Raw genomic sequence first — 15,380 nt, 5'->3', positions numbered from 1 at the left:
TTGTTAAATATCTACAAATTTATTTTTTGCTAAGTTTAAAGTTGTAGATTACCTTTATCATCACCAAGCAGATAATCGCCTCAAAAAGGCTAGCTAAGATAAGCGAGTAATACACATCTTGCGAGATATACTTAGTCTCATACCCAATCGCTGCGGTTGCTATCAGCAAAGTTAGCGGTATCGAAAGCGAAATTCCAAACAAAACGCTTCCTTTAAGCCCTAAATTTGGTATAAAAATTATCGAAGCTACAAGTCTAACTATAAGCATAGCGGTTGTTATAAGAAAGATTGTTGGCACGACTCCTGGAAGCAAAAGTGCGTCTAAATTTACAGTTGAGCCGATATAAACAAAGAAAATAGGCACTAAAAATCCAAAACCAAAGCTTGAAAGCTTGTGCGGAAGCTCTTTTTTATGATCAAAAAATGTCGGTATCAAAGTCCCTGCAATAAACGCGCCAATGACAACTTTTAAATCAAGTATTATCATCACGGCGATAACAAAGCAAAGCAGCGCCATAGATAGGCGGATATCTTTTTCTTCTTTGTCGTATTGTGGCATAAGGATTTTTTTGATACTAGGATACCACCAAAAAAACAGATCAAGCCCTTTAAACACTATCGTTGTGATAGCTAAAAAGCCAACTAGTGCGGCTAAATTTATAAACAAGCTTGCGCCAAAGCCGTATTTTAAATAAGCATTTAAAATGGTTAAAAGCGCGATACTTACGACTTCTCCGATAACTCCAACTAGCATGGCGGTATTTAACCACTCCTCATCTTTTCCATAGTCCTTATAAAGAGTTGAGAGAATTCCTATGCTGATAATCGGCATAACGATTATAAAAAGATAGCTAAGATTAAGCGTGTAAACTAGCAAAATAGAAAGGATATATAAAAGTACTAAAAATATAATAGAGCGTTTTAGCACCGTTTTTTCGGTTGTGAAAAAGATTTTTAAATCGACTTCTGTTCCTGCTAAAAACATCAGATAGTAAAATCCAACATCAGCAACAACTTTAAAAAACTCATTTTCAGGGAAAAATCCAAGGCTACCAAATATAATGCCAAGTATGATTTCGGTGGGCGCGACTGGGATTTTAATAAATTTAGCGATATATGGGGAAGCAAAGATTATAAAGGCTAAAACTATTAAAATTTGTATCTCACCCATCGTTGTTTCCATCAAGTAAAATTTCTCTCTCACTCCAAACAGGTTTTTCGCTAGCTTCACTCCAGACTTTGAAAACTCTAAATTTTTTATCTTCATAAGTTAGGTAAGCAAACTCAAAAAGCGGTTTTTTGCGACCGCAAATTTCACCAGAGTTTATATACAAATGGTTTTTATTTAGCACGGCGACAAAGTAGTGAGTATGCCCGTAAATGTTGATATCAGCGTCATTTGAGAAATAAAACGGATAGTGCATCATCCTTATTTTTAAGCCCTCAAATTTAAAGTTATACGGCTCTTCAAAAAGCTCAAATTTCTTCATATGTTTTTTTAAATTTGTATCGTTGTTACCAAGCACGGCTCGGTATTTTATCCCGCTTTTTTTCATAAGCTCAAGAGTTTGAAATTTAACGATATCGCCAGCGTGAAGCAATAAATCTATCTTTTTATCTTTTAAGTAGTTAATGGCGCTTTTTGCGATATCAACCCTTTGGTGGGAGTCTGAGATGATGCCTAAAGTTATCATTAATCAATCTGCTCTTTAAATTTACACGCCGGACACTCTAAAAATGTACCTTTTTTAAGCTCTTTTTTAACTAAATGTGAGTTTTTGCACTCTGGGCAAATTTTTTCTGTCGGCTCATAGTTGCTTACAAAATCGCACTTTGGATAAGCCGAACAGCCATAGAATTTACCTCTTCTTGAAAAGCGTTCAACTATCTCGCCAACGCCACATTTTGGGCATTTTATGCCGATAGTTTTAATCTCTTTTTTAGGCGCTTCTTCATTTTTTAAATTTCTTGAATACTTGCATTTTGGAAAGCCAGAACACGCGATAAACTCGCCAAATCTTCCTTTTCTTTTAACTAGCTCTTTTCCGCATTCTGGGCACATTTCGCCGGTTGGAATGGCTACTTTTTGACTTTTTATATCGGTTTTTCCTTTGGCGATTTTCTCCATAAATGGATGATAGAAATTTAATAAAATCTCTTGCCAATCAGCCTTATCTTCGGCGATATGATCTAGCTTTTCTTCCATTTTAGATGTAAATTCGCTATCAACGATATTTTGGAAATTTTGCTCTAACATTTCAGTGATTTTAAAGGCGATTTCAGTTGGAATGAGCTGTTTTTTCTCTAAATTTACATACTTTCTTGCAGTTAGTAAAGAAATCGTTGGCGCGTAAGTTGATGGTCTTCCAATACCCAAGCTTTCAAGTTTTTTAACCAAACTTGCTTCAGAATACCTAGCAGGCGGCTCTGTGAAGTGCTGCTCGCTTTTAATACTTTGAACTAACATCTCATCACCAACTTTTAAATTTGGCAGAATTTTATCCTTATCCAAATCTCCATAAACGCGGTAAAATCCATCAAAAGTTACCTTTCTACCGCTGATTTTAAACTCGCTTTTTTCTCCTGCAACAAAAACATTTTGCAAAAGCGAAACGCTTGGAGTCATCTGTGAAGCTAAAAATCGGTTGTAAATAAGCGTGTAAAGCTTCGCTTCATCTTTTGGCAAAGTTTTAGCTGCGATTTGTGGCGTAAAAGCAAGGTTTGTAGGGCGGATTGCTTCGTGGGCTTCTTGTGCGCCTTTTGATTTTGTGGCGTAGAAATTTGGGCTTTTAGGCAGATATTTTTCGCCAAAATTTACTTTTATATGCTCTCTTGCACTTTCTAGCGCCTCTTTTGCGATATTTAGCGAGTCTGTTCTCATATAAGTTATCGCTCCGCCTTCATGCGTGTTTACGCCCTCATACAGGCTTTGAGCGAGCATCATCGTCTTTTTAGGGCTAAAACCAAGGGCTGAACTTGCGCTTTGTTGTAAAGTTGAAGTCATAAATGGTGGCGTTGGGTTTGTTTTTCGCTCTTTGCTTTCGATTTCTTTTATGCTAAATTTTTCACTTTTTACAGCTTGGACGATTTTAGCGGCTTCATCTGCTGTTTTAACACAGAGTTTATCCATCTTTTTAGACTCAAATTTAACAAGTTCGGCTTCTAAATCTTTTTTAAAAATCGCATCTATGCTGTGGTATTCAACTGGCACAAAAGCTTGAATTTCACGCTCTTTATCGACTATGATTTTAAGTGCTGAGCTTTGAACACGACCTGCGCTTAAGCCTTTTTGGATTTTTTGATTTAAAAGAGGGCTTAGTTTATATCCGACAATTCTATCTAGCAAACGTCTAGTTTGTTGCGCGTTTACGCTAGCAGAGTCTAGTTTTCGTGGGTTTTTAAGCGCTTCTTGAATGGCGTTTTTGGTGATTTCGTGAAAGACAATTCGAGGCAGAGACTCTGGCTCTTTGCCGATAGCTACTGCGATGTGATAGGCTATAGCTTCTCCTTCTCTATCTTCATCGGTTGCGAGGTATACTTGCTCGGCTTTTTTGGCTAGATCTTTTATCTCTTTTACCACTTTTGAGTGATCTACGCTTACGCGGTATTCGGGAACGAATTTATCATCTTCGATTTTAATACCAAAAGTTGTCTTTGGTAAATCCCTAATATGCCCCTTTGAGGCGATAACCTCATAGTCATTTCCTAAGAATTTTTTTATAGTTTTTGCCTTAGCAGGAGACTCCACGATAATTAAATTTTTCATTATTCTAACCTTAAAAACACGAAATTTTGTTTATTCTATCAAAAAGCAGTATCTATGTAAATAGGTTCTAAAAAATAGCCTAAATGATACTTTAAAAATTTTTAACGCTTATTGTATCTAATATATGTTAAAAAAGATAAATTTATGAAATTAAAGTTGATAAAATTTAGGCATAAATTTATAAAAAGCGTTGATAAAAGTGTAAATAAGCAAGATGTAGGGTTAATAAAAAGCAAAAAATAGTGTTAAAAAAGGACTTAAGCTAGTTAAAAGGTCTAGTAAATTTTAGATATAATGTAGTTTATAAAAAGAGAAAAAAGGAGATGAGATGACATTGATTAACATCCAAATCCAAGCAGATAAAACCACTCTTGAAGCGCTAAAGGCTTTGCTTTTTAAGATTGATTCAACAGCAATTTTTGAAAGCTATGATAAACAGAGTAATTTAAGCCAAATAGACCAAAAAAAGCTAGGAGAGATTATCCAAGCAGATAAGCGCGGTAAAGTAAAATATCAAAGCATAGGCGAATTTGATATTGAAATGAGAGGTTATTTGAAAAATTTAGGTGCTTGATGGAAATTGTATTAAGTGAGCAATTTGAAGTAGAGCTGAAAGTTATTTTAGAGTTTTATTCTGATAAAATCCCGCAAGTTGCAGACAATTTTTACAACGATTTGTTTATAAAGCATAGAAAGCACCTCTTTTATATCACATCGCCTTAGAAAGAACAAATTTTTTATTAAAGACAATATAAGAGATTTGATTTTTAAAGGCTATGTTATACCTTTTCAAACTATTAAAATTTTATCTATATTTAAGTATAAATATTTATTAAATTTAACTGTTTTAGCGACGTTAATTGCCTTTAAAACGAACTAAAAATTCGCTCAAAAATTATAAATTTCTTTCGTGAAAATTTCAAAAAAATATAAGCAAATTTATATCAGTCTTTAAGTTCAAAACTGTTATAATTCTCCTGTAATTCGGATTTAGGGACTTCCAAACATTCAAGGGCTTTTTAATAGCCATTTTCAAAAACATTTATATATTTTACTAGTATTTTTACAAGGTTTTTATAAAAAATCAAACAGGCTTTTTATGCCTAAAATTTATGGTTTTTGTTTGGGTAATTCATACCCTAAATTTAAGAATTACAGATGTTTTTAGTCTCTTTTTGTCCGAATTACAACAGACTGGAGGGCTAAGATGAAAAGAATATTTTTTATCATGTTGGCTGCTGCTATCATTGGAGGATGTGGCGGTCTAATCAGTGTTGGACACGAAAATAACAACACAATTTACAATTACAAAAAGGAAAAATGATGAGTGAAATTATGAATGATATGGGTATTACTGCAGGTTTTAGGAATATTGCGCCAAAAGAGTTAAGTTTTGAGCAAAAACAAGCAGTAACTTTTGGATTCTTGAAAGCATTTTATACAAGTGATTATGTTGGATACAATGTTGATAGATACAGCTATAGTGATGTAACTCAAGATATTATAGATATTGTTAATACAATGGGCAGAGAAATTGTTACAAATGTTAGAATAGTTCAGGTAGCTAACATTTTTAAAACATTAGCCGAAGGTGTTGGATCTTTATGGGAATTTGCTGGTGCATTAGCACAAATAGTTTTCAGTGGAGACTTATATAACTTTGCTAATTTGGTTCAAATTACAAAAAGCCAACTCATAGTTGAAAAGAATAGAATTAAGGCTAATGCTTTAGCTAATTCTGTAATGCTTCAAATTCTTAATAGAGAAAAAACAAATATAGAACTTAAATTTATGGGTTTCTAAACTAAGCATCAAAGGGTTTAAAACCCTTTGATGCTATTACATGAAAGTTTATGACCAAGTTTGCAAGCTTTCTCGTAATAATATTTCGCTTGTTTTTCATACTCTTTTTTTATATTTTTATCATTTTCATTCTGTGATTTTATATGATAACTTACTGCTATAGAAGAACAAGCCGAAACAAAATTACAATCGCAGCTTTTTTTAGCATATAAAAGGTACTTTTTATCGTTTTGACTAAAATTGTATTCTCCATTTTGATACAAAAGTGCTAAAGTAAGACATTTTGAAGCATTTCCTAGTTCACAATCTTTCTTATATACTTCAGAGATTTCATTTAAATATTTTGTACATACTTCTCTATCAGTCTTTTTATCCTCAAAATTAATGCCTTTTTGACTATATGAATTTGCGCAAAATTTATACAATTCGTTAAAATTATCTTTCTGTGGATTAAATTTAAACTCACCAGCCATCAAACCAACTAATCCAAAAATTAAAAATACTATAGCCATCTTTTTCATATCTACATCCTTTTAAAAAAGAAATTTATCATATTATACAATATTTAATTTTATGTTTAAAAATATAATAGTTTACGTATTTTTTGAACTTGTGAAAAAAATCAAATTATTACCTTGCTTGTCAAGGTGGATAATTTGCAAATTATCCACCTATTCGTAAACTCATAAGTGAAAATTTGTTTTTTAAAATTAAGATATAGTTTGACAAGCTTATTAATTTCATCTGATTTGTCTATAAATTTCTAACTTTAAAGAGCTATTATTTAGTTTTATATCTTTAAATTTAAACTATACTTAAGACTCATTTATAATAAATCAAAATTTTATATCTTAAAGTTTTTGATGTTATGTTTAAATTTTTATATTTTTATGAAATTTTACTATGTTTAGCATTATTAAGGCTAGATAAATTTTATAGTATTTGTAAAAGAATTTATAAATTTAGCAAGTTTTCTTGCTAAATTTTACTTAAAATGTATTTGATTTTAAACTGCAAACAATAAATTTAAAATTAACTAAAATTACTTTTAAATTTAATTCAAATTTAGTTAAATTTATAGGCAAATTTAACTAAATTCAGCCTAAAATTCGCGGTAAAGTTATCCCCTCTTGACTTTGGTATTTGCCTTTTTTATCAGCATAACTTACCTCACACGGCTCATCACCTTCTAAAAATAGCACTTGAGCAATGCCTTCGTTTGCGTAAATTTTAGCAGGAAGTGGTGTTGTGTTTGAGATTTCGATTGTGATATGCCCTTTAAATCCAGGCTCAAATGGCGTAACATTTACGATAATTCCGCACCTTGCGTATGTGCTTTTGCCAAGGCAGATAGCTAATACGTTTCGTGGCATATTAAAGTACTCAACTGTTCTAGCTAAAGCAAATGAATTTGGCGGCACGATACAGATATCTCCTGTAAAATCCACGACATTTTTTTCATCAAAATTCTTTGGGTCAACTACCGTTCCGCCGATGTTTGTAAAGATTTTAAACTCTCTTGCTACTCGTATGTCATATCCATAGCTACTAAGTCCATAGCTAACTACGCCCTTGCCGATGTTTTGCTCGCAAAATGGCGTTATCATCGCCTCATTTTGGCTCATCTGCCTTATCCATTTATCGCTTTTTAGTCCCATAAAGTATCCTTAGAAAATTTTTGCTTATTGTATCAAATATAAGATAAAAGTTAAATTTTAGCCATTTTTAGTGCAAAATTTCTTGATATTTTGATAACAACTATCATATAAATTTAGATTTTGCTATAATTGCTAAATTTAATTTTAGGATTTAGGTTTGAAGAGAAAATATACACGCAAATTTATTATTATATTCGCTTTGACACTTTTGTATAGTGCCTTTAATATCGGACTTTTAGCCTTTATAAACAGTTATATTTTGAGTTTAGAAAATGCAGATTATAAAATTCTTTTATTTTTCATAGCACTTTTGGTTGGATTTTTTCTCTCTACGTATGTGGTAAGATATATCGTTGCAAGCATTAATAACTCCATAGTTTACGAGCTTCGCGTGCGTTTTGTGATGAGAGTGATAAATAGCAAGATGATTTTCGATGAGAAAAAGCCTAAAATTTTAGCCTCTCTTTCAAAAGATATAAGTAGTATTTCAAACGGTTTTATGCGTTTAAGCGATGCGTTACAAGGAGCGATACTGCTGTTTTTATCATTTTTTTACTTTGCATATCTTTCAAAAGAATTATCACTTTTTGTTATAGTTTGGTTTTGTCTTATAGGTGTTTTTGTCTATTTTTTGATAGATAAAGCTAGGAAAAACTACACTCTTTCAAGGCAAAGCGATGATATGCTTTATAAAGATTATGAGGATTTGCTTGGTGGATTTAAAGAACTTAGAATCAACCAAAAACGCTCAAATCACTTCTTAGAGCAGTTTTTTCAAAATGCAAATTTGCAAAAAACTAGCAACACAAATGCTGAAATTTATGGAAGTTTATCTGGAAATTTTATCAATGTTATGATGTTAGGAGGCATTGGGATAGTGATGTATCTGTGCCTTGCTATGGGAGTTAGCGACTTTAAAACAGCTACGACTGTTTGCTTGTCGATGATGTTTTTAAGAGCTCCTTTTATGATGATGATAGCTTCGATTCCATCGATTTTAGTGGCAAAAATTTCATTAGATAAAATCAAAGAGTTAAATCTTATAAGCTTTGATGAAAAGAGTTTTTCTCAGGTTGCAAATGCGATGAAATGGCAAAAAATAGAGCTTAAAAATATAAGCTTTGCTTATGATGATAAATTTGTTTTAAAAGATGTAAATTTAGAGATAAAAAAGGGCGAAATCCTGTTTTTAGTAGGGGAAAATGGTTCTGGAAAATCAACTCTTTTTTTACTTTTATGTGGGCTTTTGCGCCCAAGCAGTGGGGAGATTTTAGTAGATGACAAAGTGCTTGATGAAAGTATGATAAAAGACTTTCAAAACAGTGTGAGCGTTGTTTTTAGCGATTTTTACCTTATGGGTGAGATTTTAGAAAAGGATGATGAGGTTTTTGAGTTTTGGTTAAATACTTTGAAAATGCAAGATAAAGTTAGCTTGATTTGTCAAAATGATAAAGCTAAATTTTCAAGCTTAAACTTATCTTTAGGGCAGAGAAAACGACTAGCACTTTTGCAAGCTTTGCTAGAGAAAAAAGACTTTTTGATGCTTGATGAGTTTGCGGCTGACCAAGATCCAGAGTTTAGAAACTATTTTTATAACCAAATACTACCTTTGTTAAAAAAGCGTGGAGTTAGCGTTTTTGCGATAAGTCATGATGATAGATACTTTGAAGTTGCAGATAAAGTTTATAAGATACAAAATGGAAAAGTAAGCAAAATTTAAGCACTTATATATAATAATAACGATTATCAAAACTATAAGGAGTGCAAGCCATGCTTACTAATAAAAGTTTTTTGTTTGCATCGTTAGCGTTGTTTACGACAAATAGTTATTCTAGTAGCCAAGATATGCTAGATATTTTTAAATACTCTAAAATTCCTGACTATGAGTTATTGCGTATTTGGACAAGCCCTATTTACAGGCAAAGTGTGCTTGATAATCCTTATATGCTATTCCCAGAAGATGCAAAGCATAAATTTTTTCAAGCTTATAATTTAAAAGATGAAGATAGTTTGAATTTTAGTATCCCGTTTTTGAGTAATCGCATTATAAATAATGAGAGTCTAAAAAAACAGATATCAAATTTAAGTAAAATAGATAATTTATCTAATATACTGCCATTGTCTATCCTAACAAAAGCACTAAGAGATGATGGTTTTAAGAGCGATTTGATTAAAAATCCAAATAAAATTTTGGCCGATTTTGGATATGACACAAAAGGTTTTAAAGTAAATATTTTTAAAGATACAGACAAATTAAAAAACATCATTATACCGCCATCTGGGTTAAATGAACAAGAATTAGCTTATTATGAATTTAGCGCTTAAACTCTCATTATGGAAAAAACTCTTGTCATAAAAACTTGCCATATAGTACTAAAATACGGATAGAATGCACTTCGCTTCCAACTTGCATATAAAAGGAAAAATATGAAAAATTTAACGATTATAGAAAATTCAGCTGATTTTAAACCGAGCGATTTTGATGAGATAATGCTTAGTATCGGCTGGACAACACCTGAAATTATATCTCAAACCCCATCATATGCCGAATATGATATGTTTAGAAGTTATGATTACTACCTAGTAGCAAAGATAGGGGATAAAGCGGTTGGAATTTTACAAGCGACTTGTGATAAAGATCGTTTTGATACTGCTTATTTTTATTGTGTTGTTGTGCATAAAGAGTATCAAAGAAAAGGCGTTGCAAGAGCGCTGTTAAGAGAGTTTAACAAGAAATTTTCTCACACCATAATCCGCACTATAATGCCTAAAAACAAAACCGATGGAGCTGCTTTGTTTTTAGCTAAATTTGGTTTTGAAAATATATCAAAAAACTATGATTTATATAGTAGAAGTAGAGAGTTGGGTTTTGAATCTAAGAAAATTAATGTAGAAATAGTAGAAAATCTACCAGATATTGGCATTGATGAGTATAAAGATATATTAAACTCAAATTTTATTGACACTGATGATATAAATAGCACTTTACTATATAAAATGTGTGGAGTGTATCACTACTATGCTATCGCTAAAATTGATGGTAAAAGTGTTGGGATAATCACAGCGATTACCGATAGAGACGCATTTGCTACGACTTATTTAAACAGTATTTTGGTGCATAAAGACTACGCTGATAACTTAGTTTATGAAGCTTTGCTAGTAAGCTTTTTAAAACGGTTTTCCCATACTACGATTTGGGCTATAGTTCCTAAAAAACAGGGTTTGGATGTAGTTTTAAAAAACTTTGGTTTTAGAGAAAACTCGGCAAATTTCACCCCTTTTATAAAACTGCCAAATGAATTTAAGCATTAGTCAAAAAGTTAAAAATGAGTTTAGAGAATGTGAATTTAGTAGTGATTTTTTAGAAAATATATTAGTTTAAAATATCAAATATAATAATTGCATAAACGTATTTAATAAAATTAACACTTTGCTTTTAAAAAATATAAATTTATAAAATTTGCCTACTTTTGCAGGCAAATTTAAAACAGACAAATGAAAATTTGGTTAAAAACGCTCTTTTAGCGCAAGAAATTTCTCAACTTGAGCTTTATCTAGCTCTCTTTTTTCATCACGGCTTAGATAAATTTTAAAAATTGTCTCGTTTTTGGCGCTATAAAAATGAATGCTATGCCCTAAAAGCCCCATAAATTTAGTGCTTACAAATCCAATTGAAGCCACCGCTTCCTCTTTTAAATGTCCGCCTAAAAAGCCACTTTTACCGCAAAAGTTGTAATATCCTCTAGCTTTTTTAGCCTCATCAATTTTAGTTTTAAACTCGATTATAAACTCTGGCGTATTCTTGCAAAACATAACTTCGCCCCAAGAAGCGATATCTTGTAAGACCTCGCTTAGATGTGAACCGCAAATTTCTTTAAATTCCTCCAAACTTTTAAAACGCAAAATTTCGCACTCATTTACATTTAGCTGGCTTGCTGCTTGCAAGACTGACATTTTTTCATCTTTAAAAAGCTCAGCGACTTTGTTCTCAAGATTTTCCATTTATGATATCCTTTATTAAAACGATTTTGATAATTGTATTTAAAAATATATAAAAAAAAGATTAATAAATATATAAGCATATAAATAAAATGAATTTATTCTGGATTAAGGTTTTGAATACTATAATTTCAAAAATCATTATCAAAATTATCTAGGAGAGTCGATGTTGCACTATATGCAAGCAGGTGGAGTATTTATGTGGCCGATATTTTGCCTTGCCATTATAGCACTTGCGATAGCATTAGAAAAGATATATTACTATAGTTTTATATCAAGAGATTCTACGACTAAATTTAAACTAGAGTTAACAAATCTCATAGGTAATTGCGATGAAGATGAGGTTATAAATTTTTGCAAGCACTATAAAAATCCACTTGCAAAAGCAACAATCAAAAGCCTAAATTTTTCTAAAAATGATTGCAATTTGGACAAAGATGAGTTGAAATACAACATCGAAGTTGCGATAGATGATGAGATATCTGGTTTTGAAAAGGGCAGTTGGGTTTTAGGAATTTGTGTTGGAGCAGCGCCACAGCTTGGGCTTTTAGGCACGATTGTTGGTATGATAAAATCGTTTGGAGCTTTAGGCGAGTTAGAGGGTGCAAGTGTAGTTGCAGATGGAATCTCGCAAGCGCTTTACACAACTGCTTTTGGGCTTTTAGTTGCGATTCCTGTGCTTGTGATTCATGTTGTGATTGGTAAAAAAAATGACTCACTTATAAAAGATTTGGATAGGCTTGAGATGCTTCTTATAAAAAGGTTTAAAAAACAGTGAGAAGAGCTCGTAAAAGGCGCAGTTTGCAAGAAATTTCTATTATAAATTTAATAGATGTGATTTTTATGTTGCTGATATTTTTTATGCTTACAACCACTTTCAAAAAAAGCGAGAGTTTTGATGTAAATTTGCCAAAAAGTAGCGCTAAATTTGAGGTTGATGATAATGCAACGGCTAGAATTTATTATGATTTAAGCGAAGTTGTGTCTGTTGTTATAAATGATAATGAGCCGATTAAGCTAAGCTTTGATGAGTTAAACCAAACTTTGCCCTCGCTAAATTTAAATGCTTTTAAAAGCGTTCATTTAAGCGCGGATAAAAGCCATAGTTATGCAAGTATTATAAATTTAATAACAGTTCTAAAAGAAAACCAAATTTCAAATATAAATTTAGATATAGAAAAAAAGAATTAAAGGAGAAAAATGCGCAAGGCTGTTTTGCTCAGTTTTGCCTTGATTGGCATAATTTATGCTGATACAAGGCTTGATGAGAGTGTGATATCAACAACAGGTTTTGAAGATAATATCTTAAATGAGGTAAAAAATGTAAATATCATCACAAAAGATGATATAGAAAAAAGAAGCGATAGCGACTTAAATGAGCTTTTAGAGCGTGCTCCTGGAATCAGCTTGCAAAAGATGGCGTTAGGTTGGGCTATTGATATGCGTGGGCAGGGAAACAGAGCCAACACAAACGTTCAAGTTATGGTAAATGGCGTATCTATGAACATGACAGATAGCACTCACAGCGCTACGCCACTTGATGCGTTTTCTCTTGATGATGTAGAGCGCATTGAAATCATACCTGGTGGCGGGGCGGTTTTGTATGGAAGTGGCACTCAAGGCGGGGTGATAAATATCATAACCAAAACAATACCACAAAATTTCTATGCAAATGTCGCTACAAAATACTCACAAAGCGGCTCAACTAACGCTAGGTTTAACATAGGTGGGCTAGTTAGTGAAAATCTTTTTTTAAAAAGTAGTTTTTATACTAACAACACAGACGGTTACAGACAAGGCGATAAAAATCGTGGGGCGTATGGGAGTTTTGGTCTGCAGTATCAAATCACGCCAGAGCAAAAAATAAGTGCAAATTTTTCTCATTTTAAGGGTAAAATATACTCATCTGACGCTTCGACAAGAGCAATGCTTGATGAAAATAGACGAAATGCGGATACAAAAAATATCTCCAAACTTGATATAAAGCTAACAAATTTAAATGTTGATTATAATGCTAAATTGAGCGATAAACTAGAGCTAAATGTTACGCCATTTTATCAAGATACTAAATTCAAGCCATCATCTCAATCAAGATTTACAGATAAAAAATATGGCGCAAGAACTAAACTAAAATATAGCTATAGCTTTGGAAATTTCATAACTGGATATGATTATATCTACAACAAAGGCAAAAATGATGGTTCGTTTGACTTGATGATGAGTCCAAAAATGCGCTTTGTAAATATCTCAAAAGGCTCAACTACAAAAACAACAAATTCAATCTTTTTTATAAACAAATTTGATTTTACAGATGAGTTTTCGCTAAGCGCTGGTTATCGTTTTGAAAATGCAGAGTATAAAATACTAAAAAATACATTTAGTAAAATAGCGCCTGCTGCGATATTTGATAAAGCAAAAGGCAAAACAACCAAGGCTGATATATCAAAAGATGAAAACAACTACGCCTTTGAAATCATGCCAAATTACAAGTATTCAGACAGTGGAAATGTTTATGTTAAATTTGAAAGAGGTTTTACATCTCCAAGTGCAAACAAAATGCAAAACAAAGACGCTAGGTTGGGGTATTATCCAAGTAACATAGAGCCAGAAACTTATAAAACTTATGAGGTTGGTATAAAAGATCTTGTCTTTGGGCAGTATTTTAGTGCAACTTTGTTTTATACAAATAGTAAAAATGAGATTAGTACGATAGGAAAACCGCCAACTTACTGGACTCAAGTAAACATAGGCGAAACTCAAAGAAAAGGTTTTGAAATTTATAGTGAGCAGGCTTTGTTAGATGATAGTTTAAGACTATCTCAAAGTTTTACTTACACAGATACAAAGATAAAAAAATCCGGCACAAGCGGATACGCAGCTGGCTCGGTCGTGCCAAATGTCGCAAAATACAAAGTTGTTTTGGGTGTTGATTATGATATAAATAAAAATTTTACTATTTTTGCTGATTCTAAATTTTATGGAGATCAAAGAAACACGTCAAATGAAAAATTACCAGCTTATAGCATAAGCGATGTTGGAGTTAGATACAAAAACAAGGGCTTTACAGTCACTGGTGGCGTAAATAATGTGTTTGATAAAGAGTATTTTACATCAGCAGATTATAAAAAAGACTCATTTTATGTAGGTGATGGTAGAAATTTATATGTTGAGTTGAAATATGACTTCTAAAAACAGACAAATTCTTTTAATTTTTATGCTAGTTAGCCTTTTTGTTGCTATATTTTCTATATCAATAGGTGGCGCAAATATCGGTATAAAAGAGGTTTTAGGGCTTTTTAGTGGAGATATAACTCACTCTCAAGAGATAATCTTGCTTGAAATTCGCTTGCCGCGAATCATCATGGCATTTTTAATTGGAATGCTTTTAGCAACGAGTGGAGTTGTAACTCAAAGTGTGTTTTTAAACCCAGTAGCAGATCCATACATCATAGGAATCGCCTCAGCCGCGACTTTTGGAGCTGTTGTTGCATACTTTTTAAAACTTCCAGATATTTTTTATGGTGCGTTTGCATTTTTAGCTTCAGCGGTGCTTTCTTTAGTTATTTTTAAAATGTATACAAAGGCTAGAAGTATCGCAACCTTGCTTATCATAGGCATTGCTTTTTCATCATTTTTAGGAGCTTTTACATCGTTTGCAACCTATATGATAGGAGAGGATAGCTTTAAGATAGTTGCGTGGATGATGGGATATATCGGCTCTGCTTCATGGACAAAAATCGCTCTTGTAATAGTTCCGCTTTGTATAACTATGGTCTATTTTTACTCAAAAAGATATGAGTTAAATATACTTTTAAGTGGCGATGAGGAGGCAAAAAGCCTTGGTGTTGATGTAGAAAAGCTTAAAAAACGCTTGCTTGTTGTTTCAGCACTTGCTGTTAGTTTTAGCGTTGCGTTTACTGGAATGATAGGCTTTGTGGGGCTGATTATCCCGCACGCCATAAGGCTTCTTTTTAAAACTTCAGATAATGCCATTATCATACCATTTTCAGCAGTTATCGGTGGGCTTTTTCTCTTGCTTTGCGATGGTGTTGGAAAGACGATTTTAGCTCCGACAGAAGTGCCAATCGGCGTTGTTACGGCATTTTTTGGTGCACCATTTTTTCTATTTTTAGCACTTCAAACAAGGCGTTAAG

Annotated in this window: 16 protein-coding genes; 10 read left to right on the top strand and 6 right to left on the bottom strand. The window is 32.5% G+C overall.

All coding sequences use genetic code 11. The features are described 5' to 3' along the window. Positions 1-19: 19 nt before the first annotated feature. The 3 genes from CGEO_RS09345 to topA are packed head-to-tail and all read right to left on the bottom strand — an operon-like array spanning position 20 to position 3,766. Positions 20-1,171 carry a cation:proton antiporter gene (locus CGEO_RS09345; protein WP_172658138.1) on the bottom strand — a complete coding sequence of 384 codons (1,152 nt, stop codon included), beginning with the start codon at positions 1,169-1,171 and terminating at the stop codon, positions 20-22. Beyond that, entirely contained in the window at positions 1,164-1,694 is a 531-nt protein-coding gene (locus tag CGEO_RS09340; protein ID WP_075493050.1) for a YfcE family phosphodiesterase, read from the bottom strand. Before CGEO_RS09340 ends, CGEO_RS09345 begins: the two co-directional genes overlap by 8 nt. After that, positions 1,694-3,766 carry a type I DNA topoisomerase gene (topA, locus tag CGEO_RS09335; protein WP_075540017.1) on the bottom strand — a complete coding sequence of 691 codons (2,073 nt, stop codon included), beginning with the start codon at positions 3,764-3,766 and terminating at the stop codon, positions 1,694-1,696. Before topA ends, CGEO_RS09340 begins: the two co-directional genes overlap by 1 nt. A 328-nt stretch (positions 3,767-4,094) precedes the next feature. Here topA and CGEO_RS09330 point away from each other — a divergent pair, with 328 nt between their 5' ends. The 3 genes from CGEO_RS09330 to CGEO_RS09320 all read left to right on the top strand — a co-directional run bounded on the left by CGEO_RS09330 (position 4,095) and on the right by CGEO_RS09320 (position 5,569). After that, positions 4,095-4,340: a hypothetical protein gene (locus CGEO_RS09330; RefSeq protein WP_075540018.1), complete on the top strand. Its 246-nt coding sequence runs from the start codon at positions 4,095-4,097 to the stop codon at positions 4,338-4,340. Then, positions 4,340-4,489 (top strand): hypothetical protein, encoded by a 150-nt coding sequence (locus tag CGEO_RS09325; RefSeq protein WP_165590151.1) that lies wholly within the window; start codon positions 4,340-4,342, stop codon positions 4,487-4,489. The genes CGEO_RS09330 and CGEO_RS09325 overlap by 1 nt, the downstream gene beginning before the upstream one ends. Positions 4,490-5,089: 600 nt before the next feature. Further along, entirely contained in the window at positions 5,090-5,569 is a 480-nt protein-coding gene (locus CGEO_RS09320; RefSeq protein ID WP_075495453.1) for a hypothetical protein, read from the top strand. A gap of 17 nt (positions 5,570-5,586) precedes the next feature. On the opposite strand, the gene CGEO_RS09315 is transcribed toward CGEO_RS09320, so the two are convergent. Both CGEO_RS09315 and dcd read right to left on the bottom strand, forming a co-directional pair. Further along, positions 5,587-6,090 carry a tetratricopeptide repeat protein gene (locus CGEO_RS09315; RefSeq protein WP_075495455.1) on the bottom strand — a complete coding sequence of 168 codons (504 nt, stop codon included), beginning with the start codon at positions 6,088-6,090 and terminating at the stop codon, positions 5,587-5,589. Positions 6,091-6,666: 576 nt separating this feature from the next. Then, a complete protein-coding gene (gene dcd / locus CGEO_RS09310; RefSeq protein WP_075493053.1) occupies positions 6,667-7,227 on the bottom strand; it encodes a dCTP deaminase in 561 nt (186 codons plus the stop codon). A gap of 157 nt (positions 7,228-7,384) precedes the next feature. Between dcd and CGEO_RS09305 the strand changes: the two genes are divergently transcribed. From CGEO_RS09305 to CGEO_RS09295, 3 genes are all read left to right on the top strand, one after another. After that, on the top strand, positions 7,385-8,947 hold the full coding sequence (locus CGEO_RS09305; RefSeq protein ID WP_075540019.1) for an ATP-binding cassette domain-containing protein: 1,563 nt from the start codon (positions 7,385-7,387) through the stop codon (positions 8,945-8,947). A 50-nt stretch (positions 8,948-8,997) separates the two neighbouring features. Next, a complete protein-coding gene (locus CGEO_RS09300) occupies positions 8,998-9,552 on the top strand; it encodes a hypothetical protein (protein WP_075540020.1) in 555 nt (184 codons plus the stop codon). Between the two features lie 102 nt (positions 9,553-9,654). Then, a complete protein-coding gene (locus CGEO_RS09295; RefSeq protein ID WP_075531183.1) occupies positions 9,655-10,539 on the top strand; it encodes a GNAT family N-acetyltransferase in 885 nt (294 codons plus the stop codon). 195 nt (positions 10,540-10,734) lie between these two features. Here the strand turns inward: CGEO_RS09295 and hutX are convergent, their stop codons facing one another. Further along, a complete protein-coding gene (gene hutX / locus CGEO_RS09290; RefSeq protein WP_075531182.1) occupies positions 10,735-11,229 on the bottom strand; it encodes a heme utilization cystosolic carrier protein HutX in 495 nt (164 codons plus the stop codon). Between the two features lie 163 nt (positions 11,230-11,392). On the opposite strand from hutX, the gene CGEO_RS09285 reads away from it, so the two are divergent. Genes CGEO_RS09285 through CGEO_RS09270 form a run of 4 tightly spaced genes read left to right on the top strand, consistent with a single transcriptional unit; the run spans position 11,393 to position 15,379 of the window. Beyond that, the gene (locus CGEO_RS09285; RefSeq protein WP_075540021.1) at positions 11,393-12,004 is read left to right on the top strand and encodes a MotA/TolQ/ExbB proton channel family protein; all 612 of its coding nucleotides are present in this window, start codon (positions 11,393-11,395) and stop codon (positions 12,002-12,004) included. A gap of 23 nt (positions 12,005-12,027) precedes the next feature. Next, positions 12,028-12,417, top strand: coding sequence for an ExbD/TolR family protein (locus CGEO_RS09280; protein ID WP_075493059.1), 390 nt, complete (start codon positions 12,028-12,030; stop codon positions 12,415-12,417). A 9-nt stretch (positions 12,418-12,426) separates the two neighbouring features. After that, on the top strand, positions 12,427-14,415 hold the full coding sequence (locus tag CGEO_RS09275) for a TonB-dependent receptor (RefSeq protein WP_075540022.1): 1,989 nt from the start codon (positions 12,427-12,429) through the stop codon (positions 14,413-14,415). Next, entirely contained in the window at positions 14,405-15,379 is a 975-nt protein-coding gene (locus CGEO_RS09270; protein ID WP_075493061.1) for a FecCD family ABC transporter permease, read from the top strand. Before CGEO_RS09275 ends, CGEO_RS09270 begins: the two co-directional genes overlap by 11 nt. Position 15,380: the final 1 nt, after the last annotated feature.

Source organism: Campylobacter geochelonis (assembly GCF_013201685.1).
Lineage (GTDB): Bacteria > Campylobacterota > Campylobacteria > Campylobacterales > Campylobacteraceae > Campylobacter_B > Campylobacter_B geochelonis.
Note: the sequence above shows the minus strand (reverse complement) of the source record. Positions and strands in the feature narration are given on the sequence as shown.

What these genes read in the sequence shown, in the direction of transcription:
- CGEO_RS09320 (WP_075495453.1), top strand. Translation starts at nt 5,090, where the DNA reads ATGAGTGAAATTATGAATGATATGGGTATTACTGCAGGTTTTAGGAAT.
- CGEO_RS09295 (WP_075531183.1), top strand. Translation starts at nt 9,655, where the DNA reads ATGAAAAATTTAACGATTATAGAAAATTCAGCTGATTTTAAACCGAGC.
- CGEO_RS09325 (WP_165590151.1), top strand. Translation starts at nt 4,340, where the DNA reads ATGGAAATTGTATTAAGTGAGCAATTTGAAGTAGAGCTGAAAGTTATT.
- dcd (WP_075493053.1), bottom strand. Translation starts at nt 7,227, where the DNA reads ATGGGACTAAAAAGCGATAAATGGATAAGGCAGATGAGCCAAAATGAG.
- CGEO_RS09345 (WP_172658138.1), bottom strand. Translation starts at nt 1,171, where the DNA reads ATGGGTGAGATACAAATTTTAATAGTTTTAGCCTTTATAATCTTTGCT.
- CGEO_RS09330 (WP_075540018.1), top strand. Translation starts at nt 4,095, where the DNA reads ATGACATTGATTAACATCCAAATCCAAGCAGATAAAACCACTCTTGAA.
- CGEO_RS09285 (WP_075540021.1), top strand. Translation starts at nt 11,393, where the DNA reads ATGTTGCACTATATGCAAGCAGGTGGAGTATTTATGTGGCCGATATTT.
- CGEO_RS09300 (WP_075540020.1), top strand. Translation starts at nt 8,998, where the DNA reads ATGCTTACTAATAAAAGTTTTTTGTTTGCATCGTTAGCGTTGTTTACG.
- hutX (WP_075531182.1), bottom strand. Translation starts at nt 11,229, where the DNA reads ATGGAAAATCTTGAGAACAAAGTCGCTGAGCTTTTTAAAGATGAAAAA.
- CGEO_RS09340 (WP_075493050.1), bottom strand. Translation starts at nt 1,694, where the DNA reads ATGATAACTTTAGGCATCATCTCAGACTCCCACCAAAGGGTTGATATC.
- topA (WP_075540017.1), bottom strand. Translation starts at nt 3,766, where the DNA reads ATGAAAAATTTAATTATCGTGGAGTCTCCTGCTAAGGCAAAAACTATA.
- CGEO_RS09270 (WP_075493061.1), top strand. Translation starts at nt 14,405, where the DNA reads ATGACTTCTAAAAACAGACAAATTCTTTTAATTTTTATGCTAGTTAGC.
- CGEO_RS09315 (WP_075495455.1), bottom strand. Translation starts at nt 6,090, where the DNA reads ATGAAAAAGATGGCTATAGTATTTTTAATTTTTGGATTAGTTGGTTTG.
- CGEO_RS09275 (WP_075540022.1), top strand. Translation starts at nt 12,427, where the DNA reads ATGCGCAAGGCTGTTTTGCTCAGTTTTGCCTTGATTGGCATAATTTAT.